Here is a 21,476-nt window from a genome sequence, read left to right as displayed (position 1 = left end):
CAAACTTCAAATTTCAAATTAATTTTTATTTATTAATTTTCTAATTTATCTAAGAATGGATAGTCTTCCTGAGCATAAACATACTCATAGATTTTTTCAGCATCCGGATACGGAGAGTTCTCCATAAATTCGATGCATTCTTCAACAAAATCTCTTGATTTGTTATCCATAGCTTCCAGTTCCTCTTCTGTAGCCCATCCGTTAGCTAAAATTCTTTGTTTTACCAGCTCGATAGGATCATCATTCTTGTGAACTGCCACTTCTTCTTTAGAACGGTAAGGCTCAGCATCAGACATAGAGTGTCCTCGGTAACGGTATGTTCTTGCTTCAATGAATGTAGGCCCGTCTCCTCTTCTTGCTCTTTCAATGGCTTCGTAAGCTGCTTCGGCTACTTTTTCAGGATCCATTGCATCTACTGCAAGGCAAGGCATTTCATAGCCAAGACCCAGTTTATAGATATCTTCGTGGTTAGCTGTTCTTTTTACAGAAGTTCCCATTGCATATTGGTTGTTTTCTACAACAAATACTACAGGAAGCTTCCAGTTCATGGCCATGTTAAATGTTTCATGTAAAGACCCCTGTCTGGCAGCACCATCTCCAAAGAAACAGATATTCACTGCTTTTCTGTCGAAATATTTATCTGCAAAAGCAATACCTGCTCCCAAAGGAATCTGCCCTCCAACAATACCATGACCTCCGTAGAAACGGTGCTCTTTGCTGAAAATGTGCATAGATCCACCCATACCTCCTGATGTTCCGGTAGCTTTACCGCAAAGTTCAGCCATAATTCTCTTAGGATCCACACCCATCGCCATTGGATGAATATGGCATCTGTAAGCAGTAATCATACTGTCCTTCGTTAAGTCCATTGCATGCGTGAAGCCGGCAGGAATAGCTTCCTGACCGTTATACAAATGTAAAAAACCTCTGATCTTTTGTTTTAGATAAAGAGAACGGCATTTGTCTTCAAACCTTCTCCACATAGTCATATCTTCATACCACTTCAGGTATACCTCTTTAGAAAATTCTTTCATGTGATAGCTCTTGCTTATTTATGATGAAATATTTGAGCAAAATTATAAAAAAAACTTTGTTTTTATCGTATACCTACCAATTGTTTTTTTGCTTATAGTGTTATATTTGAATTTTAAACTTAAACATGGAAGGAAAATCACCGTCATTGGTACATAAAATTTCAAAAGTCATCTCTGATTTTTTCAACCCTTTAGTTTCTCTGTTTATTTTCTACGTTTATATGAGTGTAAAGGAATATTCATTTAAAGACTCTCTGCTTTACTTTGTTCCTATCCTTTTAATGACTATTATTCCCGTCATTATCTGGCTGATCTGGAATGTAAGAACAGGAAGATATACCAATATGGATGTATCTGACCGTATACAAAGGAAAACCTTATATATATTTGTGGCAGGCTGCCTGATTGGTTATCTTATTTTTTATTATGTAAGAAATGGATATATCGATCTGGTTATGCTTTTTATTCTGATTCTTCTTATTACCATGCAGATCAGTAATTTTTTTATTAAAAGCTCTATGCATACTTCTTTCAATATATTTGTGGCGGCACTGTTTTTCACTCTGGACTGGAAGATGGGCCTTATCTGGCTGGGTATCGCCGTACTGGTAGGAATAACCAGAGTTATTTTAAAAAGACATACGGTAAAAGAAGTATTTATGGGGGCCGGAATAGCATTTCTGGTATCTTTTGTTTATCTTTATTGCAATATACAATTTCAACATTAAGAACATCTATGAAAATTAATCATCTTACGTCTGCAGAAGAGAACTTTATGAAACTGTTTTGGAAGCTGGAATCTTTTTATCTGAAAGACGTTATGGAGCAGCATCCTGAGCCTAAACCGCATCAAAATACGGCTTCCACTTATCTAAAAATACTTGTTGAAAAGGGGTATCTTGCTACAGAAAAAGAAGGCAGAATCTTCAAATATTCCGTAATTGTTCCTATGGAAGAATACAGGAAATTTTTACTGAAAGAGCTGGCTCATCATTTTTTCGATGACTCAGGAAAGGAAATTCTTGAATTTTTATTTAACGAAAATTTAATTTCACAAAATGACCTGAAGGGTTACTTTGACCTTAAAATAGAAATAAAACCAGCCAAAGCTGAAGAACCCAAATTTGAAATTGCCGAAGAAGTACTCAATCCTAAAAAAGGCAAGAAAGGAAAGGAAAAAGAGAAAGGAAAAGATAATAAAAAGAAAAAGAAGAAAAAGGACTGATAAAATTAGTTCAATCGGAAGAAGAAAGATTTATAAAAATATCATATAGAATAATACAACATAAAAAAAGCGGCTTAAAAGCCGCTTATATTTTTACCAACGATTTCCGCCTCCGCCACGGTTGTTACCATAGCCTCCGCCTCTGTTGTTGTTATTTCCGTAACCTCCGCCTCTGTTGTTATCGAAGCTTCTTCTTGGTTTTTCTTCTCTTGGCTTAGCTTCAGATACATTCAACGTTTTTCCGTTGAAATCTTTCTGATTAAGAGCTTCAATTGCCTGCTTTCCTTCTTCATCACCCATTTCGATGAAACCAAAACCTCTTGAACGGCCAGTTTCTCTGTCAGTAACGATTTTAGCTGATGATACGTCACCGAATTCTGCAAATAGATCATGCAACTCATATTCTTTAGTTGCGTAATTGATGTTTGAAACAAAAATGTTCATTTTAAATAAAATTAAAAAATTAATAAAAATTTGGGTATATAAAAGAAAAACAACATAAATTAATGAACAAATATTGATTCCAAATATAAACGTATGCAAGATACAATTAAAAATTTCAAATCAAAGCTTTTTTTATAGTGTTTCTCACATTATGTTGAATTCAATATTTGAATTAATTGAAAAAAGAAAAATATTTATTGTTTTTCAATAAATATTTACCGATATTTGTTTTCGTAAATTTTTCTTAAATATGAAAACAATGGAAACCAAAACCAAACGAGTTCTTTCGATCATGAATGTTATTTCATGGATCGTTTTTATCGGGGCCTGCATCACTGCGGGAGCGTTAACCTGTTCATACATTATCACGGTAATTAATCCCGAAGCTGCAAAGAACCTTTATAAAGGCATCAGCTTCTACAGTCTTTATCAATCTGACTCACAGCTGTATTACCAGATCATGACCACTGTTATTTTTCTGGCGTGTTACAAAGCCTATCTGGCATATTTTGTCGTGAAAATTTTCCTGAAACTTAATCTTGCGGCACCTTTCAGTGAAGATATCAGAATAATGATTACCAAAATCAGTTATGCCGCTCTTTCAATAGGTCTTATCTCCCTTATTGCCGATTCTTACTTTTTTGATAAAGGTTCAGTAAAGGCCGGAATCTCTCCCATTGAAAATCTTCAAGAATTGATAGGTTCCGGATCTGAATACCTGTTTTTCGGCGGAATTATCTTTATTATTGCCCAGGTGTTTAAAAGAGGAATTGAACTCCAGTCTGAAAATGAATTAACCATATAAGTTATGCCGATTATTGTCAATTTAGATGTCATCATGGCCAAGAGAAAAATGTCGCTGAATGAACTTTCGGAAAAAGTAGACCTTACCCTTTCCAATCTCTCTATTCTGAAAACAGGAAAGGCAAAAGCAGTAAGATTCAGCACTCTTGAAGCCATCTGCAAAGCCCTGGAATGCCAGCCCGGAGATATCCTGGAATATAAGGAATAAAGAAAACTGAAGCAGGAAAAGGAAAATCTAAATTTTCTGCCAAAGAGCTATAGGTGCTCCGATTTAGAGTATATTAGTGTCATTAAATTCTATTGATATGAAACAGCATACCACCAATTATTACAATACTCTTATTGAAACTGCAGAAGACTGCCCTGTTTCTCAGGCACAGATCCCGCCCGAAAAGAATGAAAAAACATTAGCCAGCCTTCAGTATGAAATCATTTCCGGACATCCGTATCAGTTTTCGTCAGATGATATTATTTTTCAATGTTATGTGCTCAGGAACAACATTACCGAAAGTGAAAAGGAAGCAGAAAGAATTCGTTTTTTCTCAAAAGGACAACCCTGTATGAGATCTTCTCCATTAGCCAAACGCTACGGATTCGGGTTTCATCATAATAAGGAAGGAAAAGTAGCCGCTTATCCTTCAGAAAGCCCGGAATACCGGCAACTTTTAAATGACAGTTCAGTTGCTAAGGTAAAAGCAATGCGCTCCAAAAGAAAATGATTGAGAAAATGAATGATTTTCTTCAGATCAGTAAATAGTATTTCTTTGATAAACCCGCTTTTTAACACTAAATTTGTCCTGCAAATTATTTAAAAATATGAACTACCATACCAGAAAATGGGTAAAACCCGAAGACCTGAACCCCAATCATTCACTTTTTGGAGGAAGACTTCTTCAATGGATTGATGAAGAAGCTGCTCTATATGCAATCATTCAGCTGGAAAACACAAAAGTAGTTACCAAGTTTATTTCAGAAATTAATTTCGTAAGTTCTGCCAAACAGGGAGATATTATTGAAATAGGAATTGAGGCTGTACATTTCGGATCATCTTCCATTACCTTAAGATGTGATGTCCGTAACAAAATGACTCATCAGACTATTATCACCGTTGACAAAATTGTTATGGTAAACCTTGACGCTGATGGAAATCCGGCTCCCCATGGAAAAACCCAGATTGAATTTGTGAAAGACAGATTAAGCAAACCATGAAGATTTTCATAAAAAACATGGTATGCAACCGATGCATTGCTGCCGTTGAAAAAATATTTGACGATACCGGTACACCTCTTCGTTCAGTTATCCTCGGAGAAGCCGAAACTGAAACCGAAGTTCCCGATGAAGTTATGCACCGTATTGAGGAAAAATTACGCGATACAGGCTTTGAAAGGATTAAAGACTCCGCTCATCAGCTGGTTGATAAGATCAAAAATATCATCATCCTCAAAATCAGCGGAATGGACATTGATGAGAATTTTCTTCTCTCTGAATATTTAAGCTCAAAACTTCATAAAGAGTACAGCTCTCTTTCTAAAACTTTTTCTCAAAACGAAAATATTACGCTAGAACAGTTTTTTATCCTTCAGAAAATAGAAAAAGTAAAGGAGCTGCTGTTATATAACGAATTCAATCTCACTGAAATTGCAGGCAAACTCGGCTACAAAAGCGTCCAGCATCTGTCTACACAATTCCGCACTATTACAGGCTTCACACCTACTGAGTTCAAAAAGCTCAAAGATCATCACAGGAAACCGCTGGACAGTGTTTAAGTAAACGTAAATCTGAAATTAAATCATTTGAGAGAGGATATAATAAGTAAGACATTTACTTTAAAGGGAAAAGACATTTTTACATACTCCTCCTGCTCTCTCAAATTTTCTCACCACCCCAACCTCCTCCTGACAGTCTTTCCTAATTTTATAACTATTATCCTTAAATTTATAACAGTCTTAAGTTCCGTTTTTGGAAATTTGTACTATAAAATTCAAGGATCATGGAAAGACAATATAATATACTCGGAATGACGTGTTCCGGCTGTCAGAAAAAAATTTCAGAAAAACTCAACAGCGTTCATGGTGTTAAAGCCGATGTAAACCTGGAAAACAGTACAGCAACCATCACTTCCGACCACGAAATTGAGCTTTCGGCTTTAAATCAGGCTTTATCGGAAATAGGGAAATACAGACTGGAAGACCCGGAAAAACCTGAAAAAGCATTTGTAAAGCCTCAGGACAGGGTTTCACCGTCTTCGGTATATTACTGCCCCATGGAGTGCGAAGGAGACAAAGTATATTTTAAACAGGGTGAAAGATGCCCCGTGTGTAAAATGTACCTTGTTCCTATTGAAGAAAAGCATGCTAAAGATCCTGATCACAAACCTGCTTACTCTTCAGCAAACCTTCCGGAAAGCTTTAAAGACCATATAGGAGACTACTACTGCCCTATGTTCTGCGAAGGGGATAAAACCTACGACTCAGATACAGGATGCCCGGTATGCCACATGCATCTTAAAGAAATTACCGGAGAGCTTGTAAAAAATACATCATCGCACAGCCATTCACATTCACATTCACATTCACATTCACATTCACATTCACATTCACATTCACACCATCATCATGAAGCTCCAAAAGTAACAGATGAAATGGCCGGAAGGTACTATTGCCCGATGTACTGTGAAGGGGATAAAACCTACGATTCCAATGTGGGATGCCCGGTATGTGGCATGGATCTGGTAAAATATCCTGAAAAGAAAACCGCAAAATACACCTGCCCGATGCATCCGGAAATCATCCGTGATGAACCCGGAAGCTGCCCAATCTGTGGAATGGATCTCGTAAGAATGCCGGACAGTGGTGAAGATGAAGAGGATGAGACCTACAATATCTTAAAAAAGAAATTCTTTATTTCCCTTGCTTTTACCATTCCTGTTTTCATTCTTTCAATGGGTGGAATGTTTATTGATTTTCCTTTTTCCCATCAGATACAGGGAATTATAGAATTCATATTAACGCTGCCTGTTATGTTTTATTCAGGATGGTTCCTTTTGAAAAGAGGCTGGGTTTCCTTCAAAACATGGAATCTAAATATGTTCAGCCTTATTGCACTGGGAGTTGCTGCTGCATTCATTTTTAGCATCACAGCTATTGCTTTCCCAGATATTATTCCTCATGAAATCCGGGGGCATAACCACGATATTCCATTATATTTCGAAGCCGTCTGTGTTATTTTAACATTGGTTATTTTAGGACAGCTTATGGAAGCGGCAGCGCATAAAAAAACAGGAAATGCCATTAAAGAGCTGATGAACCTTTCACCTGATGAAGCCAATCTTATGGTGAACGGAGAGGAAAAGAAAGTCCTTCTTTCCCAGGTTAAGATAGGTGACTTATTAAAAGTAAAACCAGGAGAAAAAATTCCTGTGGACGGAAAAATCATTGAAGGAAGTTCCGTAGTGGATGAAAGCATGATTACCGGAGAGCCTGTTCCTGTAGAGAAAAGCATTGATGACAAAGTTTCCTCGGGAACCATTAACGGCAATCAGGTTTTTATTATGAAAGCTGAAAAAGTGGGTGATGAAACCCTTCTTTCACAGATCATTAAAATGGTGAATGAAGCCAGCCGAAGCAAAGCTCCCATTCAGAAATTAACCGACAAAGTGTCTAAGGTTTTTGTTCCCGTAGTTATTCTGATTGCAATACTTACGTTTATTTTATGGCAGTTTTTCGGGCCGGAGGGAAAAAGAAGCCTTTTTGCATTTGTGAATGCTGTAGCTGTTTTAATTGTAGCCTGTCCTTGTGCGCTTGGTCTTGCAACACCTATGTCTCTGATGGTAGGAATCGGGAAAGGAGCCAAAAACGGAATTCTGATTAAAAATGCAGAAGCTCTTGAACAGATGAATAAAGTAAATGTTCTAATTACTGATAAAACCGGTACTCTTACAGAAGGAAAACCCTCTGTGGAACATATTGAAACAACAGACAGCGGGAATCAAAATCAGCTGATAGGACTGGCATTTTCACTGAATCAGAATTCAGAACATCCATTGTCCAATGCTGTCATCAGAAAAGCAAAAGAAGAAAATATCCCTGCAGAAAAAGTGGATCAGTTTGAAAATATTTCCGGAAAAGGGGTAAAAGGAATGATTAACGGAAAAACAGCCTATCTGGGAAATGAAAGTCTTCTAACCAGTCATAATCTCAGCATTCCGGAATATTTAAAACAAAAAGCGGTAGAGGTACAGTCAAAAGCACACACCATTTCCTATGTGGCACAGGATAAAACGGTATTGGGCTTCATCAGCTTTACTGACAAGATTAAAGAGAGTTCCAAAAAAGCAGTAAAACAGCTGATGGATGAAGGAATTGATGTTATTATGATGACCGGAGACAATGAACATACAGCAAAAGCGGTTGCAGATGAATTAGGCATCAGACATTTCAGAGCCAACTGCCTTCCGGAAGATAAATTAAACGAAGTAAAAAGACTGCAGCAACAAGGTAAAATCGTAGCGATGACCGGTGATGGAATCAATGATTCCCCAGCTTTAGCCCAGTCTGATGTAGGAATCGCTATGGGAACGGGAACCGATGTAGCCATTGAAAGCGCAGAAATCACCCTTCTGAAAGGAGATATTTTAGGAGTAGCCAAAGCAAAACTGTTAAGTGAAAAGCTGCTTAAAAATATTAAAGAAAACCTGTTCTTTGCATTCATCTATAATGTACTGGGAGTTCCGGTTGCGGCAGGATTATTGTATCCATTCTTTGGAATTCTGTTGTCACCAATGATTGCAGCTGCAGCCATGAGTTTCAGCTCTTTATCTGTGATCCTGAATTCATTAAGATTAAATTCAGTGGATCTGGATATTAAGCAGAGATAAAACGGCTGGTTAACCTTCAATTTTACATCGCATGAAAAAAGGAAGTCTTTACATCGGATGTTCGGGATTTTACAATAATGACTGGAAAGGATCATTATATCCTGAAAATGCCCAAAGTAAAGACTTTCTTACTTTATATTCACAGGTTTTCAATTCGGTAGAAATCAACTCTACTTTTTACCGAAAACCAACGGCCAAAACTCTTTTGAAATGGCATGATGAAACCCAGGATCATTTCAGGTTTTTCATTAAAATACCCAAAGCCATTTCTCATGAAAAGCGCCTGAAAAACTGCCAGGAAGAGATTAAAGAGTTCTGCAGCCATATTGCAGACCATTTACAGGCAAAACTTTCAGGATTTTTATACCAGCTCCCTCCTTCTTTTAAAAACACTCCTGAAAATCTGGATCTGATCCTCAGCAATCCTGATTTCGGGCATATTAATGTCATTGAGTTCCGTCATCATTCCTGGTGGCATAAGGATATTTTTACGGCTTTAAAGGAAAACAACATCATTTTTTCCGGAGTGAGCTTTCCGGGTGATCTTCCGGAAGACATGATCATCAATCATCCTGAAATTATTTATTACAAGCTTCACGGAAAACCTGTCCTGTACAAATCTGAATACAGCCATCACTTCCTTAATGATCTTGCAGAAAAAATCCTCAAAGCGGAAAAGAAAACCTTTGTATTTTTTAATAATACCTGGGGAACAGCAGCTATTCATAATGCATTGTATTTAAAAAAGCTTTTAGAGACAGTTTAAGCCGGAAATGTTTATTTTTCCACCAGAACATCCACGTTAATGGAAGGTTCACCTGCTGAAAACTTTTTCCATTCCCCGAAATAGTTTCTGTAATAGGTATTCTTTGAAAATGCAAAAATATTTCCTGCCAGATAAAGCTTTCCCTTAAAATCTTCAGAAACTCTCGTAGACACAAAAAAATCTTCATGCGTCCAGATTCCTTTATCACTTACGTCAAGAGAAACTGTATTATTTTTAATATCATCTTTGGTAACAGTCATTTTCAAAGTTTCATTAGCAAGAGATTCTCCGGGAAATCCTCCCTCAGACTTTTGAATATCAAAGATCAGTGTTACAGGCTGCTCTAATGTAAAAAAAGCAAGATTAATATTAACCTGTTTCACCTTTACTCTTTTAGTGTTTTTAATCTTTATAGCATATTCCCTGAATAATTTGGATGTATCTTCTGAGTTGTAACCGCAGTAACTTCTCTTTGCATTTCTGGTTCCAAAATTTTTCAGAATATACTTTTTGGGGAGAATTTCCACTTTATCTATTTCAACAGTCTTCTCTTTAAGGACAATAGTATGATTTTCCAGTGCTTCAAAAGCAGAAACATTCATCTGAACCGGTTCATAGCCGTTCACCACTATTTTTAAGATCCTGTTTTTTTCAATACCATCAAGATTGATCGTGTATTTTCCTTCCCCATCCGTAACATCTCCAATATCTGTATTTTCAACCCCGATTCTTGCATCGGAAACCGGAGACTGTTTTTCAGTAACAATTGCTCCTGAAATCTGCTGGGCAGATAATTTTCCTGCCGCCAGCAGCAGAAATAAGTATTTGAGCTTCATGATTTCAAAATAAGTTCCGAATATAGGAAGAATTGTATTATTCCAACGGGCTTTAAGAAATAATTATGCCGATAAGAATATAAAGAGATTCGGCTTCATCATTAATTCACCTGAGTTTGCACTGAGGAAGATTAAAGTCTTGAAACTAATTCATTAATAGGTATTGAAAGCCACAGTCAGATCAAATGATCTTAAGAAGTAAAACTTATTATTGATGATCTCCTATTCAGCTTCCCTATTTCAAAAACATGTTTACTAATCATCATTCTAAAGTCCGAGATAAAATAAATCACCGGAAAAAGAAGAATATATAATTGATCAGAAAAAAGCAGTAAGAGAAACATTTTCATCATTAATAAATGTTAAAAAATAAAGATAATCAAATATAACCTGAATTTTAACATTTTAGTTAAAAAACATTTAAAAACAAACACCTTAAAATAACCTTAAAAAGTAGATTCTTACTAAATACTGGCATATATTTTGTTAACATTTATACGTTAATTTTAACGATTTTTTAACAATTTAAATTTCCATTAACCTTATGAGAAAAATTTTTGCGGAAAAGTCAACAAATAAGACTTTTCTAGGGATGCTTGCATTGGTGAGTGCAACTTCATTTTTATTAAACAGCTGTAATTACAAAACTGAAGTGAAAGACACTGAAAGGGTCATTTCACAGGAACATCCCTCCGCAGAAACGGTCCCCGAGACCGACAATGAAACTGTAGATCCGGACAAAAGAGTTATCTATCTTACTTTTGATGACGGTCCCAATCAGGGTACAGAAAATCTCATTAGAATCCTCAACAAAAGAAATGTGTGTGCCACGGCATTTTTAGTAGGAAAACATGCTTATGGAAGTAAAAAACAGAAAGATGACATGGAGCTTTTAAAAAGCAACCCACTGATTGAGCTGGCCAACCACAGTTTTACACACGCCCATAACAAATACACCGATTTTTATAAAAATGCGGATGCAGTGGTTCATGACTTTAACATTGCAAAAGACAGCCTTAAGCTTTATGATAAAATCGCAAGAACTCCCGGAAGAAATATCTGGAGACTTAACAATATTAATGTAACAGATATTAAGAGCTCTGCTGAAGCTGCTAACGGCCTTAAAAAAGCAGGATACAAAGTAATTGGATGGGATCTTGAATGGAGGCCTTCCCCTCAAATGACCCTAAAAGGAAGCCATGAAGCCATGCTGAAAAAAGTAGACAGCATCTTCCTCAATGATCTGGAAAAGACTTCAAGACACCTTGTTTTCCTTACCCACGATCAATACTTAAGGGATGCCGATTCCATTAATGAGCTTGATCTGTTTATTGAAAAGCTACAGAAGAGTAACAAATTTGTTTTCAGAAAGATATCACAGTACCCTAAGATTAACGAGATCCTGAATTAACTGTAAAGCATATTAAAATCCGGCCGTTCATCATCAGAAGTCCGGCAGATCATTAACGAATGTCTCTCAACTATTTTACAGATTCATTAGTTTTTTGTTTTTATTATTCTGAAATTTGCATTTATGGATATTAAAGTAAATTATAACGCAATAGTACAGCAGCTTCCGGCAGATGTACAGCTGGTGGCTGTTTCAAAAACACATCCGGTTCAGGCTGTTCAGGAGGTTTACGATCTGGGACAAAAAGTATTTGGAGAGAATAAGGTGCAGGAGCTGATGGAAAAGTATCCGCTTCTTCCTAAAGATATCCAGTGGCACCTGATAGGGCATCTGCAAACGAATAAGGTGAAATACATTGCTTCTTTTATAGACACCATCCAAAGTGTGGATTCTGAAAAGCTCCTTTCTGAAATCAACAAAGAATCCGGGAAACATAACAGGAAGATAAAAGTGCTTCTTCAGGTAAAAATTGCTGAGGAAGATAGCAAATTCGGGCTTGATATTCCTGAAGCCAGAATTTTGTTTGAAAAATACCTTAAGGGTGAGTTTCCCAATGTTGAAATTACCGGACTGATGGGAATGGCTACGTTCACGGATAACGAACAGCAGATCAGAAGAGAATTTTTAACCTTAAAAACTCTTTTTGATGAATTCTGTCAATCAAAAACACTGGAAACCTTATCAATGGGAATGAGTGATGATTTTCCGGTGGCTATTGAATGCGGAACCAATTCTATACGGGTAGGATCTGCAATTTTCGGCAGAAGAGATTATTCAAAATAGAATTTTTAGGTATGGTTTTTGCTAATAATTGAATCAAAAAATTTAAATTTGCACCTATGCAAAAAATCCTTATTGTAGAAGACGAAAAAGCGATCTCAGGAGTATTACATAATATTCTTTCTGATGAACTTACTGATTATGAATTCATTATTGCCGAAGACGGCCTTGAAGGCTATAAACAGATCGAAAAAGAAGATTTCGCACTGGTGATCTCTGATATCAAGATGCCTAAACTTTCAGGAACTGAACTTTTAAAACAAAGTATGGTTCTGAAACCTGAAACCACTTTTATCATGATCTCCGGCCACGCGGATATTGACTCTGCTGTTTCCTGCCTGAAGGAAGGTGCATATGACTTCATCTCCAAGCCAATTGACATCAACAGGCTGATCACCAGCGTAAAGAATGCCCTGGCTAAAGAGTCTTTAAAGAAAGAGAACAAAAACCTTCAGACTGAAAATAAAACCTTAAAAAAGAAGGTCAGCAAAAAATATCAGATGATTGGTGAATCTTCTGCTCTTAAGAAAATCCAGGAAATGATTGAAAAGGTAGCTGTTTCAGATGCCAGAGTTCTGATTACAGGGCCTAACGGTGCCGGAAAAGAACTGGTAGCCCATGCCATCCATAACCAGAGTGAACGTGCGAGAGGTCCGATGGTAGAGGTTAACTGTGCCGCGATCCCGTCTGAACTTATTGAGTCTGAATTATTCGGACACGTAAAAGGTTCATTTACAGGAGCAATCAAGGATAAGCAAGGAAAATTTGAACAGGCCAACGGCGGTACCATCTTTCTGGATGAGATTGGAGATATGAGCCTTATTGCTCAGGCCAAGGTATTAAGAGCCCTTCAGGAAAGTAAAGTTTCTCCGGTAGGAAGCGATAAGGAAATAAAGGTAGATGTAAGAGTAATTGCGGCTACCAACAAAAATATGCAGAAGGAAATTGAAGAAGGAAAATTCAGAGAAGATCTTTACCACAGGCTTTCTGTGATTGAAATTTATGTTCCGCCTTTGGATGAAAGAAAGGAAGACATTAAATTATTAGTAGAGCATTTTTCCGGTATGATTGCCGATGAGCATGGTACTGCCGTGAAAAAATTTGATGATAAGGCTATTGAAGCGCTAAAAGCTTTTTCATGGACCGGAAATATCAGAGAACTTAGAAATGTTGTGGAAAGATTAATTATTCTTGGTGGGAATTCTGTTTCCGCAGAGGATGTTGCAAGTTTTGTAAGGAAATAATTTAATTAATCATTAAATAAATTATAAAAATTTGCAGTAGCCTTACTGCAAATTTTTTTTTGGGGGAAACTATTGAAATATAACTATATGAATCATAAAATACGATGAACTTTTTAAACAAAAACTATACGAAAGAATGCCTGACTTTGGCTCTTCCTGTGATGCTTACACAGGTGGGGCAGGTTTCGGTAAATTTATTCGATAATATTATTGTCGGAAAACTTTTAGGAGCAGACGCACTGGCTTCTGTTTCATTGGGGAATGCTGTATTCTTCTCCATATTTGTACTGGCGCTTGGGTTTTCATTTGCTATACCTCCGCTGGTTTCTGAAGCACATTCCAAAGAGGATCATGCGATCATTAACTCTGTATTCAGCCACGGATTTGTCATTAATATGTCTGTAGGGATCATTCTGATGGGACTTTTGTTTCTGGGAATGCCCCTGCTTTATCACTCCGGACAGCCGGAAAAGATCATTCCCGACACGGTGGACTTCCTCAGCATTATGGCCATCAGCATGATTCCTTTTATGGCTTTCCAGACCCTGCGTGAGGTATCTGAAGGACTATCCTATACTATAGGTGTTACCAAGGCTACCATCATTGCCAATGTCATTAATATTGCATTGAATTATGTTTTCATCAAAGGGCTTTGGATTTTCCCGGAAATGGGGGTGAAAGGATCTGCTTTAGCAACACTGATCTCCAGAATTTTTATGGTGATTTTCCTGTATTTCGTGTTGGTAAAAGAGAAGAAAACAAGACGTTACATCAAGGATTTTTCTTTGAAAATTCAGAACTTCTCTAAGAAAATGTTCGATAAAATGGTGAAACTGGGCTTGCCAACAGCTTTACAGATGTTCTTTGAGGTAACTGCTTTTGCAGGAGCAGCATTCATCTGCGGGCTGATCTCTGCTCACGATATTGCTTCTCATCAGATTGCATTAAGCATGGCCTCATTTACCTTCAACCTATGCGTTGGCTTCAGTGTGGCATCAACAGTAATGATCGGAAGAAAACTGGGTGAACAGAACTTTATTGAACTGAGAAAGGTGGGAATCAATAACCTGAAGATTGCATTTATCTTCATGTGCATCTGCGGATTGGTCTTCATTTTAGGGAGAAACATCCTTCCTACATTCTTCACCAAGAAAGAAGAGATTGAGGTCATTACATTAGCTTCTAAATTAATGATCATTGCGGCTTTGTTCCAGCTTTCAGACGGAATTCAGGTAACCGCTCTGGGAATGTTACGAGGATTGCAGGACGTGAAAATACCGTCGATCTATACTTTTATCGCATATTGGATTATCACCATTCCATTGGGATATTTACTTTGCGTCACTCTGAAAATGGGCGCTTTCGGAATGTGGATCGCTCTGGGGCTTGGGCTTACGGTTTCTGCGGTATTCCTGGTAAAACGATTCCTGAATATGTCTGCAAAGAGAATTAAGCAGACATTATAAAAAATTAATCTACTAAATCAACGCGGAGTTTCAGACTCCGCGTTTTTTATTTTCTGCTTTTAAGCGTTTTATTTATAAATTCCGGCATCTATCAATTTACCAACCACAAAATAGAAAAGCCAAGAATGAGTTATTTAATCCACCTTTCGTCCCAGAATTTTCAGGCTTCTTTTCACACCGTCCAGAATGGCAACATCGGGTAATGTTCCCCAGTCTTCAAATCCGGAATTCCGGAAAAGCTTCAGGCTTGGTTCATTATGAAGGAAAATAAGTGCTACCAATGTGTGAATTTTAAATTTTGAAGCGTTATCGATGCAGTACTGAAGGATTTCCCGGCCATATCCCTTTCCTCTGCTTTTTTCATTCAGATAGATACTGACCTCTGCGGTTCCGCTGTACGCAGCTCTTTCATGAAACGAACTAAAGCTAACCCAGCCTACGATCTCATCATCAACATTTTCTACAATCCAGAGCGGTCTTGTTTGCGGATTATGCTCATCAAACCATTGTCGTTTACTTTCTACTGTAACTTCTTCCACATCAGCTGTCACCATTCTGGAAGCAACTGTTGAGTTATATATTTCAACAATATTTTCCAGATCCTCTAATGATGCATTTCTGAATTTGATCCCGCTCATTATTTTTTATTCAAAATTAATAAAATTACACCACACCCCTTAAAAAAACCCATATGAATTTAAATTTTAAAAAAATTATCATAACACGCCCTAAAAAAACAGCAAATAAAATTAAATTAAGTTTTTTAAAGCTCTGTTCAGACTTCTCACTGTAATTCCCAGGTAAGCTGCCATATCCTCCTTAGAAAGATGGATTCCCTGCTGTGCCTGTAACTCAAGAAACTGTCTCAAAGTATGTTCCGTTGTATAAAGCTGCTGATAAGATGCGCGGCTGGAAGTATTGATAATCCTTTGTGCAAACACATCGAGCAGCAGATTATTCAGGACCAGATCGGTTTTGATTAAAGACTGGAAATAAGGAATTGATAAGGTATAAGCACAGACCTCTGTTAACGCTTCAATACTGCATAAGCACGGAATATTCCGGATCAGCTCTATTTCTCCGATAACCTCTCCCCTTCCCAGCAACTCTACGATATATTCTTTTCCGTTCTCCTCTACAAAAAAACATTTGGTGATTCCGTCCTTTATCAGCATGATCCGGGAAGGTTTACGGTTCTGAATCAACATTTCTTCTCCTTTCGAAAAAGATTCCAGCACAATATTTCCTTTATTCTCTTTCTTATTATAAAGGTCTTCTATATAATCTAAAAATAACTGATTGGTCCGTAGCATATGATATCCGGGACAAATGTCCTTTCCTTGTTTATTTTTTATTCTGAATTTTGCGGTAAGAAAAATACAAAAACAAAAATGAATAATCACATCACCACTATTGCTTTTGACGCAGATGATACACTTTGGGTTAACGAACCCTATTTCCAGGAAGCAGAAAAAGAATTCTGTGTATTGCTTGAGGATTATCTGCCTCAACATTCCGTGTCCCAGGAATTGTTTAAAACGGAAATGCAGAATCTCCATCTTTACGGATATGGTGTGAAAGGTTTTATGCTCTGCATGATTGAAACGATAAGCCGGGTTTCAGGAGGTACGGCTAATTTTCATCTGGTTAACAGAGCTATCGAGATTGGCCAGGAATTGCTTCAGAAACCAATAGAACTTCTTGAAGGCGTAACAGAAACGCTGGAAAGCCTGAAAGGGAAATATCGTCTGGTGGTAGCTACAAAAGGAGACCTTCTGGATCAGGAACGTAAGCTTAAAAATTCGGGGCTGCAGGAATATTTTCATCATATTGAAATTATGAGTGACAAAAAAGAAAGCGACTACAGAAAGCTCCTGAAACATCTGGACTGCCAGCCTGAAAATTTTCTTATGCTGGGCAATTCCATAAAATCTGATATTCTGCCTGTTTTAGAAATTGGTGGATTTGCGGCTCATATTCCTTACCATGTCACTTGGGCGCATGAACAGCATGAGCATACTCTGGAACACGAACATTTCATAGAGTTGAAAAGCATTAATGAAGTGCTGAAGCATTTATAAATAAAAAACCGCTGTTTGAAAGCGGTTTTGTGTTTTCAGTCAGTTTCCGCAAAATTCCAGATATTTTTTAATGATTTCAGAATTGTATTTCTTTTTAAAATAAGCGAGTTTTTCGTAATATTCAGGACGTTTTTTTTCTTTATAGTGATCAAATACACTGCTTCTTTCTCCTGCATCTCCAATGGCAACAGATTCTACTCTTTTGCTTTCTGACAGTTTTTTATAAATCTCATTCGTTTTATCAGACAGCTGTGCGAAGCTTAGGGCAGGAATCAAAAGTAAGATGCAATATTGTTTCATAAGTATCGTTATCAGTTTCAGCAGAACAAAAAAAGCCCGCTATTATCAAACGGGCTTTATCTTTAAATATTTTCTATTTCTTTAAACATTTTTCAAGGAACTGGTCCTGTTCCCATAAAAGATGAAGTATATTCTCCTTCGCCTGATAGCTGTGTGCTTCTTTTGGCAGAAGAACCATTTTTACCGGAGCTCCCAGGTTTTTCAACGCCTGGAAATATCTTTCCGTCTGAAGGGTAAAGGTTCCCGGATTATTGTCTGCGTCACCATGCACCAGCAGTAATGGAGTTTTCATTTGGTCGGCATGCATGAAAGGAGACATCGTGTTGTAGATTTCCGGAACATCCCAGTAATTTCTCTGCTCCATCTGGAATCCGAACGGCGTCAGTGTTCTGTTGTACGCTCCGCTTCGGGCAATACCACAGGCAAATAATTTGGAATGGGTAAGAAGGTTTGCCGTCATAAAAGCTCCATAAGAATGTCCTCCTACAGCTACTTTCTTTTTATCAATATAGCCTAACTGGTCTACGGCATTGATGGCAGCTTCTGCATTGGCTACCAGCTGAGGAATAAAAGTGTCATTCGGCTCAGTTTTCCCTTCCCCAATGATCGGGAAAGCGGCATCATCCAGCACGGCATATCCTTTTGTAGTCCAGTAGACAAAAGATCCGTAATAAGGGAAAGTGAAATCATTAGGGTTCTGGGTATTCTGTCCGGCTGTATTTTTGTCTTTATATTCTGTAGGATAAGCCCAGATCAGTAACGGCAGCTTTTCCTTCTTTGCTTTACGGTCATATCCGGCAGGTAAATAAAGCGTTCCGGTCAGAGTTACACCATCGTTTCTTTTATAGGTAATCACTTCTTTATAAACATCCCTGATGCTTTCAAAAGGGTTGGCAAAACTGGTAACAGCTTCTGCTTTATTGGTTTTAATGTTCTTTTTGAAGTAATTCGGATATTGGCTGGCAGACTGCTGGGTTGTGAGAATCTCTCCTTTTGCAGGATTAAGAATATCCACAATTTCCTCTTTGGCATTTTTAAGATCGGAAGTGTAAATCCTTTTCTTTTTCAATGACTTCATATCCATTTCATCAATAAAAGGATGTTGTCCGTCTTTGGTGAAGCCATCACCAATCAGATAAGATTTTCCGCCTTTCATATCAATTACATATCTTCCGTACTGATTTTTTGTGGTATTAAATATCCCCGGGTCACTGTATACATCCTGGGAATTTCTGTCTTCAATAATTTTCGATTCTGAATTATTAAGATCTACTAAGAAAGACTTTGTATTTCTGGTATCGTACCAGCCCTCAGAAATAACTGCATAGTGATCATTTGTCCATTCTGTTCCTTCATATCTCTGTTTTGTTTTGAAGAATGATTTAGGAGCTGTCGTAAACGGAGCTTCCCAAGTAAAGATCTCATCTCTGAAGTCTGCAGGTTTTGACTGGTCTCCTCCGTCCAGGGCTTCAGCATAGACTAATGTAGCCGGAGCATCACTTCTCCACCCCATGTTTCTTTTCCCTGTTCTTACAGAAGAGAAGCCTTTTGGCATCACTTCATTTAAAGGAACTTCATTAACCACTTTCTCCGTATTTCCCTTCATATCGTATACAGTAGTAGTCAATGGAAATCTGTTGTAAGGAACAATATAGGAGAATGGCTTTTTAACCACAACCGCCATTAAATAATTTCCGTCAGGAGAAAAGCTCAGACCTACATACATATCCTTATCTTTTACTTTTTTCAGATTACCATTCAGGTCAACACTGTAAATCTCAGAAGCAGTAATCACTTCAAAGTTTTTTTCATCCTGAGGATTCTTCAGTAAATCCTGATAAGTCCTGTTCTGTGAAACTTTTCCGTCTGCCGTAGAAACGATTGGCCCCGTAGGAAGATCTTTATCAGAGTTAATCAGAGCAGGCCTGTTTTGAGGCAATGTCCTGATCAGTAAATTCTGCGAATCATTGTACCATTGATAGGGACTTCCTACATTAGCATTAAGGTTATCGCTGGTAATTTTCTTAGCAGAAGCTGTTTCCATATCTACAATCCAGAGCTCTACTCCTTTGGCGGTTGTATTGGTAAAAGCCAGCTTTTTTTCATCAGGTGAGAATGAAATGAAAGTTATTTTAGGATTAGCAGGAAGGTTTTTCACCTGAATTTCATTCTTATCATTTATTTTTCTGATCTTCAGATTATTTGAATACGTAACCGTGCTTGAAATATTGGTTATGGGATTAATTCTCAGCCCTCCCAATTTCAGTTCCTGCTGGTTAAGGTCTTCCAGTGTTTTATAAGTCGGGCGGTAGGTAAAAACTACCCAGTCTTTTTTACTGTTCATCATCACCCCCGGAGGTCTCTCGTAATCTGCCAGCTTTAGGATTTCTGCAGATGGTTTCTGATAAGTAATATTTTCCTGTGCATCATAAAAATTAAGAAACGCCAGAAGGCAGATGGTCAGTTTTATCTTCATAAAAAATCATTTTTACTAATATAATGAAATTTTTAAGTACAGATAAAATTTATTAAAATAATCTCGATACAGTGAAATAATTAATATTTTTTACTTACATTTAATACTCAAAATAAAACAATATGAAAAATTTAAGAAAATTATCCAAGAACAGTCTGAAAACAATTATCGGAGGAAGCGCTCCATTATGTGATGACGGATACAGAGCCTGCATAGTAGGCAGAACGGAACACGGATCTCCAATCTGGGACTGCATCCCGACTTCATCTCCGTGCAGGCCATAAAAGCAAAAGAGGCATCTCATTCCTGAGATGCCTCTTAATTTTATCCGTTTAAGCTTACCAATCTGAAGCTCTTTTCCTTTTTTCTATCATGTGATCCACAGATACCTTTCCGGCACCAAATACCAGCAGCAGCAGATATACAGACAGATACACCAGGCTCATTTCTCTTTTGTCAAAAGAATCTGCTCCGTGTACCATAAAAGCAGCAATAATCATGGTAAAGATCAGAAATCCTAAAGAAACCCTTGTAAAAAGGCCAAGTATCAGCAATATTGAACAAACAAATTCAGCAAAAACAGTAAGAATCAAAGAGATCAGAGGTCCTAGCCCTATAAAATCATAAAATTCAATTTTTCCGCCTCCTATAAGCATCTGAAGTTTAGGAAAACCGTGAGACAGCATGGCAAAACCAATAAATACTCTCACTACTAATAAAACAAGATCTTTAGGGACTGAGCTGGAATTTGAGTTTAAATAGTTCATCTACTAAAAATTTAGACTAAGGTAATAAAAATCTTTTAATACAACGGGATTCCGGTGTTTTTAGTTTATCTGTACCCGAAATTTTTAAGATCCCTGTCGTTTTTACGCCAGTCTTTTTTCACTTTCACAAATAAATTCAGATGAATTTTTTTATTAAAGAACTTTTCAAGATCCAGTCTTGCTTCTGTTCCTACTTTCTTGATTGCCTCACCTTTATGCCCGATAATAATTCCTTTCTGGGTATCTCTTTCCACATAAATAATAGAATCGATGAAGATAATTCCTTCTTTTTCTTTAAATTGTTCTGTTACAACCTCTACTGAGTAAGGGATTTCTTTTTCGTAGTTCAGAAGGATCTTCTCGCGGATCGCTTCATTGACAAAGAACCTTTCCGGCTTGTCGGTAAACTGGTCTTTTTCATAATAAGGCGGATTTTCCGGCAGCAATGATTTTAATTTTGGAAGAATAATTTCCGTATTGAAAGCATTTAGTGCAGAGATAGGGAGAATTTCCGCTTTCGGAATTCTGCCATGCCATAATTCTACCAGTTTTTCCAGTCCTTCCTGATCAGTCTGGTCTACTTTATTCAGGAGAAGAAGTACGGGAACCGGAATTTTATTCAGTTTATCAATTAAAAATTCCGAAGGTTCTGCTTTATCGGTTACATCTACAATGAACAGGAAAACATCGGCATCCTGTAAAGAATCCTTTACAAAATCCATCATTTTTTCCTGAAGTCCGTATTTCGGATCTAACACTCCCGGAGTATCAGAAAATACGATCTGGAGATCATCTTCATTATATATCCCAAAGATTCTGTGGCGGGTGGTCTGGGCCTTTTGCGTTACAATTGCCAGTTTCTCCCCCATCAATTGATTCAATAAGGTAGATTTTCCGGCATTAGGCTTTCCGACTATATTTACAAATCCAGCTTTATGCATAAAAATAATATTACGAACTGCAAAG

24 protein-coding genes are annotated in these 21,476 nt (G+C 37.4%); 15 read left to right on the top strand and 9 right to left on the bottom strand.

The genetic code is table 11. The annotated features are described in order from the left end of the window. Positions 1-32: 32 nt before the first annotated feature. On the bottom strand, positions 33-1,034 hold the full coding sequence (pdhA, locus tag AOB46_RS10800) for a pyruvate dehydrogenase (acetyl-transferring) E1 component subunit alpha (RefSeq protein ID WP_062699165.1): 1,002 nt from the start codon (positions 1,032-1,034) through the stop codon (positions 33-35). Positions 1,035-1,159: 125 nt separating this feature from the next. Between pdhA and AOB46_RS10795 the strand changes: the two genes are divergently transcribed. Together AOB46_RS10795 and AOB46_RS10790 are read left to right on the top strand one after the other, a co-directional pair. Next, positions 1,160-1,762, top strand: a complete 603-nt coding sequence (locus AOB46_RS10795; protein ID WP_062699163.1) for a phosphatase PAP2 family protein — start codon at positions 1,160-1,162, stop codon at positions 1,760-1,762. An 8-nt stretch (positions 1,763-1,770) separates the two neighbouring features. Further along, on the top strand, positions 1,771-2,259 hold the full coding sequence (locus AOB46_RS10790) for a BlaI/MecI/CopY family transcriptional regulator (RefSeq protein ID WP_062699161.1): 489 nt from the start codon (positions 1,771-1,773) through the stop codon (positions 2,257-2,259). Positions 2,260-2,352: 93 nt separating this feature from the next. Here AOB46_RS10790 and AOB46_RS10785 read toward each other — a convergent pair whose 3' ends face one another. Then, positions 2,353-2,703 carry an RNA recognition motif domain-containing protein gene (locus AOB46_RS10785; RefSeq protein WP_062699159.1) on the bottom strand — a complete coding sequence of 117 codons (351 nt, stop codon included), beginning with the start codon at positions 2,701-2,703 and terminating at the stop codon, positions 2,353-2,355. Between the two features lie 250 nt (positions 2,704-2,953). Between AOB46_RS10785 and AOB46_RS10780 the strand changes: the two genes are divergently transcribed. The 7 genes from AOB46_RS10780 to AOB46_RS10750 all read left to right on the top strand — a co-directional run bounded on the left by AOB46_RS10780 (position 2,954) and on the right by AOB46_RS10750 (position 9,149). Continuing rightward, complete coding sequence (locus AOB46_RS10780) at positions 2,954-3,508, top strand: DUF2975 domain-containing protein (RefSeq protein ID WP_062699157.1); 555 nt, start codon at positions 2,954-2,956, stop codon at positions 3,506-3,508. A 3-nt stretch (positions 3,509-3,511) separates the two neighbouring features. Next, the gene (locus AOB46_RS10775) at positions 3,512-3,715 is read left to right on the top strand and encodes a helix-turn-helix domain-containing protein (protein WP_062699155.1); all 204 of its coding nucleotides are present in this window, start codon (positions 3,512-3,514) and stop codon (positions 3,713-3,715) included. A 97-nt stretch (positions 3,716-3,812) separates the two neighbouring features. After that, positions 3,813-4,226 (top strand): DUF6157 family protein, encoded by a 414-nt coding sequence (locus AOB46_RS10770; protein ID WP_062699153.1) that lies wholly within the window; start codon positions 3,813-3,815, stop codon positions 4,224-4,226. A gap of 97 nt (positions 4,227-4,323) precedes the next feature. Further along, on the top strand, positions 4,324-4,716 hold the full coding sequence (locus AOB46_RS10765; protein ID WP_062699151.1) for an acyl-CoA thioesterase: 393 nt from the start codon (positions 4,324-4,326) through the stop codon (positions 4,714-4,716). Further along, positions 4,713-5,273 carry a helix-turn-helix domain-containing protein gene (locus tag AOB46_RS10760; RefSeq protein WP_062699149.1) on the top strand — a complete coding sequence of 187 codons (561 nt, stop codon included), beginning with the start codon at positions 4,713-4,715 and terminating at the stop codon, positions 5,271-5,273. Before AOB46_RS10765 ends, AOB46_RS10760 begins: the two co-directional genes overlap by 4 nt. Positions 5,274-5,497: 224 nt before the next feature. Continuing rightward, positions 5,498-8,383: a heavy metal translocating P-type ATPase gene (locus AOB46_RS10755; RefSeq protein ID WP_062699147.1), complete on the top strand. Its 2,886-nt coding sequence runs from the start codon at positions 5,498-5,500 to the stop codon at positions 8,381-8,383. A 31-nt stretch (positions 8,384-8,414) separates the two neighbouring features. After that, positions 8,415-9,149 (top strand): DUF72 domain-containing protein, encoded by a 735-nt coding sequence (locus tag AOB46_RS10750; RefSeq protein WP_062699145.1) that lies wholly within the window; start codon positions 8,415-8,417, stop codon positions 9,147-9,149. 11 nt (positions 9,150-9,160) lie between these two features. On the opposite strand, the gene AOB46_RS10745 is transcribed toward AOB46_RS10750, so the two are convergent. Beyond that, positions 9,161-9,985: a carboxypeptidase-like regulatory domain-containing protein gene (locus AOB46_RS10745; RefSeq protein WP_062699143.1), complete on the bottom strand. Its 825-nt coding sequence runs from the start codon at positions 9,983-9,985 to the stop codon at positions 9,161-9,163. 544 nt (positions 9,986-10,529) lie between these two features. Between AOB46_RS10745 and AOB46_RS10740 the strand changes: the two genes are divergently transcribed. From AOB46_RS10740 to AOB46_RS10725, 4 genes are all read left to right on the top strand, one after another. Continuing rightward, the gene (locus AOB46_RS10740; protein ID WP_062699141.1) at positions 10,530-11,396 is read left to right on the top strand and encodes a polysaccharide deacetylase family protein; all 867 of its coding nucleotides are present in this window, start codon (positions 10,530-10,532) and stop codon (positions 11,394-11,396) included. Between the two features lie 123 nt (positions 11,397-11,519). Further along, the gene (locus tag AOB46_RS10735) at positions 11,520-12,179 is read left to right on the top strand and encodes a YggS family pyridoxal phosphate-dependent enzyme (protein WP_062699139.1); all 660 of its coding nucleotides are present in this window, start codon (positions 11,520-11,522) and stop codon (positions 12,177-12,179) included. A gap of 56 nt (positions 12,180-12,235) precedes the next feature. After that, positions 12,236-13,420 carry a sigma-54-dependent transcriptional regulator gene (locus AOB46_RS10730; RefSeq protein WP_062699137.1) on the top strand — a complete coding sequence of 395 codons (1,185 nt, stop codon included), beginning with the start codon at positions 12,236-12,238 and terminating at the stop codon, positions 13,418-13,420. 104 nt (positions 13,421-13,524) lie between these two features. Further along, positions 13,525-14,886 (top strand): MATE family efflux transporter, encoded by a 1,362-nt coding sequence (locus AOB46_RS10725; RefSeq protein WP_062699135.1) that lies wholly within the window; start codon positions 13,525-13,527, stop codon positions 14,884-14,886. Between the two features lie 134 nt (positions 14,887-15,020). Here AOB46_RS10725 and AOB46_RS10720 read toward each other — a convergent pair whose 3' ends face one another. Both AOB46_RS10720 and AOB46_RS10715 read right to left on the bottom strand, forming a co-directional pair. Next, a complete protein-coding gene (locus tag AOB46_RS10720; protein ID WP_062699132.1) occupies positions 15,021-15,524 on the bottom strand; it encodes a GNAT family N-acetyltransferase in 504 nt (167 codons plus the stop codon). 111 nt (positions 15,525-15,635) lie between these two features. Continuing rightward, positions 15,636-16,199, bottom strand: coding sequence for a Crp/Fnr family transcriptional regulator (locus AOB46_RS10715; RefSeq protein ID WP_062699130.1), 564 nt, complete (start codon positions 16,197-16,199; stop codon positions 15,636-15,638). Positions 16,200-16,277: 78 nt separating this feature from the next. On the opposite strand from AOB46_RS10715, the gene AOB46_RS10710 reads away from it, so the two are divergent. Further along, entirely contained in the window at positions 16,278-16,967 is a 690-nt protein-coding gene (locus AOB46_RS10710) for an HAD family hydrolase (protein ID WP_062699406.1), read from the top strand. 39 nt (positions 16,968-17,006) lie between these two features. Here the strand turns inward: AOB46_RS10710 and AOB46_RS10705 are convergent, their stop codons facing one another. Both AOB46_RS10705 and AOB46_RS10700 read right to left on the bottom strand, forming a co-directional pair. Further along, positions 17,007-17,267 carry a hypothetical protein gene (locus AOB46_RS10705; RefSeq protein ID WP_062699128.1) on the bottom strand — a complete coding sequence of 87 codons (261 nt, stop codon included), beginning with the start codon at positions 17,265-17,267 and terminating at the stop codon, positions 17,007-17,009. A 73-nt stretch (positions 17,268-17,340) separates the two neighbouring features. Then, positions 17,341-19,743, bottom strand: a complete 2,403-nt coding sequence (locus tag AOB46_RS10700; RefSeq protein WP_082377074.1) for an alpha/beta hydrolase family protein — start codon at positions 19,741-19,743, stop codon at positions 17,341-17,343. A 122-nt stretch (positions 19,744-19,865) separates the two neighbouring features. Here AOB46_RS10700 and AOB46_RS23370 point away from each other — a divergent pair, with 122 nt between their 5' ends. Continuing rightward, positions 19,866-20,027, top strand: a complete 162-nt coding sequence (locus AOB46_RS23370; RefSeq protein ID WP_157845055.1) for a bacteriocin-like protein — start codon at positions 19,866-19,868, stop codon at positions 20,025-20,027. Positions 20,028-20,081: 54 nt separating this feature from the next. Here AOB46_RS23370 and AOB46_RS10695 read toward each other — a convergent pair whose 3' ends face one another. Next, the gene (locus tag AOB46_RS10695) at positions 20,082-20,510 is read right to left on the bottom strand and encodes a DoxX family protein (protein WP_062699126.1); all 429 of its coding nucleotides are present in this window, start codon (positions 20,508-20,510) and stop codon (positions 20,082-20,084) included. 65 nt (positions 20,511-20,575) lie between these two features. Further along, entirely contained in the window at positions 20,576-21,451 is an 876-nt protein-coding gene (gene era / locus AOB46_RS10690) for a GTPase Era (protein ID WP_062699124.1), read from the bottom strand. Positions 21,452-21,476: the final 25 nt, after the last annotated feature.

This window comes from Chryseobacterium indologenes (assembly GCF_001295265.1).
GTDB classification, from domain to species: Bacteria; Bacteroidota; Bacteroidia; order Flavobacteriales; family Weeksellaceae; genus Chryseobacterium; species Chryseobacterium indologenes_A.
The sequence above is the reverse complement of the archived record's forward strand: the minus strand, read 5'-3'. Positions and strand labels throughout refer to the sequence as shown.

Bases quoted from the DNA above. Each gene is read 5' to 3' on its own strand.
- pdhA (WP_062699165.1), bottom strand. From the start codon at position 1,034: ATGAAAGAATTTTCTAAAGAGGTATACCTGAAGTGGTATGAAGATATG.
- AOB46_RS10795 (WP_062699163.1), top strand. From the start codon at position 1,160: ATGGAAGGAAAATCACCGTCATTGGTACATAAAATTTCAAAAGTCATC.
- AOB46_RS10790 (WP_062699161.1), top strand. From the start codon at position 1,771: ATGAAAATTAATCATCTTACGTCTGCAGAAGAGAACTTTATGAAACTG.
- AOB46_RS10785 (WP_062699159.1), bottom strand. From the start codon at position 2,703: ATGAACATTTTTGTTTCAAACATCAATTACGCAACTAAAGAATATGAG.
- AOB46_RS10780 (WP_062699157.1), top strand. From the start codon at position 2,954: ATGAAAACAATGGAAACCAAAACCAAACGAGTTCTTTCGATCATGAAT.
- AOB46_RS10775 (WP_062699155.1), top strand. From the start codon at position 3,512: ATGCCGATTATTGTCAATTTAGATGTCATCATGGCCAAGAGAAAAATG.
- AOB46_RS10770 (WP_062699153.1), top strand. From the start codon at position 3,813: ATGAAACAGCATACCACCAATTATTACAATACTCTTATTGAAACTGCA.
- AOB46_RS10765 (WP_062699151.1), top strand. From the start codon at position 4,324: ATGAACTACCATACCAGAAAATGGGTAAAACCCGAAGACCTGAACCCC.
- AOB46_RS10760 (WP_062699149.1), top strand. From the start codon at position 4,713: ATGAAGATTTTCATAAAAAACATGGTATGCAACCGATGCATTGCTGCC.
- AOB46_RS10755 (WP_062699147.1), top strand. From the start codon at position 5,498: ATGGAAAGACAATATAATATACTCGGAATGACGTGTTCCGGCTGTCAG.
- AOB46_RS10750 (WP_062699145.1), top strand. From the start codon at position 8,415: ATGAAAAAAGGAAGTCTTTACATCGGATGTTCGGGATTTTACAATAAT.
- AOB46_RS10745 (WP_062699143.1), bottom strand. From the start codon at position 9,985: ATGAAGCTCAAATACTTATTTCTGCTGCTGGCGGCAGGAAAATTATCT.
- AOB46_RS10740 (WP_062699141.1), top strand. From the start codon at position 10,530: ATGAGAAAAATTTTTGCGGAAAAGTCAACAAATAAGACTTTTCTAGGG.
- AOB46_RS10735 (WP_062699139.1), top strand. From the start codon at position 11,520: ATGGATATTAAAGTAAATTATAACGCAATAGTACAGCAGCTTCCGGCA.
- AOB46_RS10730 (WP_062699137.1), top strand. From the start codon at position 12,236: ATGCAAAAAATCCTTATTGTAGAAGACGAAAAAGCGATCTCAGGAGTA.
- AOB46_RS10725 (WP_062699135.1), top strand. From the start codon at position 13,525: ATGAACTTTTTAAACAAAAACTATACGAAAGAATGCCTGACTTTGGCT.
- AOB46_RS10720 (WP_062699132.1), bottom strand. From the start codon at position 15,524: ATGAGCGGGATCAAATTCAGAAATGCATCATTAGAGGATCTGGAAAAT.
- AOB46_RS10715 (WP_062699130.1), bottom strand. From the start codon at position 16,199: ATGCTACGGACCAATCAGTTATTTTTAGATTATATAGAAGACCTTTAT.
- AOB46_RS10710 (WP_062699406.1), top strand. From the start codon at position 16,278: ATGAATAATCACATCACCACTATTGCTTTTGACGCAGATGATACACTT.
- AOB46_RS10705 (WP_062699128.1), bottom strand. From the start codon at position 17,267: ATGAAACAATATTGCATCTTACTTTTGATTCCTGCCCTAAGCTTCGCA.
- AOB46_RS10700 (WP_082377074.1), bottom strand. From the start codon at position 19,743: ATGAAGATAAAACTGACCATCTGCCTTCTGGCGTTTCTTAATTTTTAT.
- AOB46_RS23370 (WP_157845055.1), top strand. From the start codon at position 19,866: ATGAAAAATTTAAGAAAATTATCCAAGAACAGTCTGAAAACAATTATC.
- AOB46_RS10695 (WP_062699126.1), bottom strand. From the start codon at position 20,510: ATGAACTATTTAAACTCAAATTCCAGCTCAGTCCCTAAAGATCTTGTT.
- era (WP_062699124.1), bottom strand. From the start codon at position 21,451: ATGCATAAAGCTGGATTTGTAAATATAGTCGGAAAGCCTAATGCCGGA.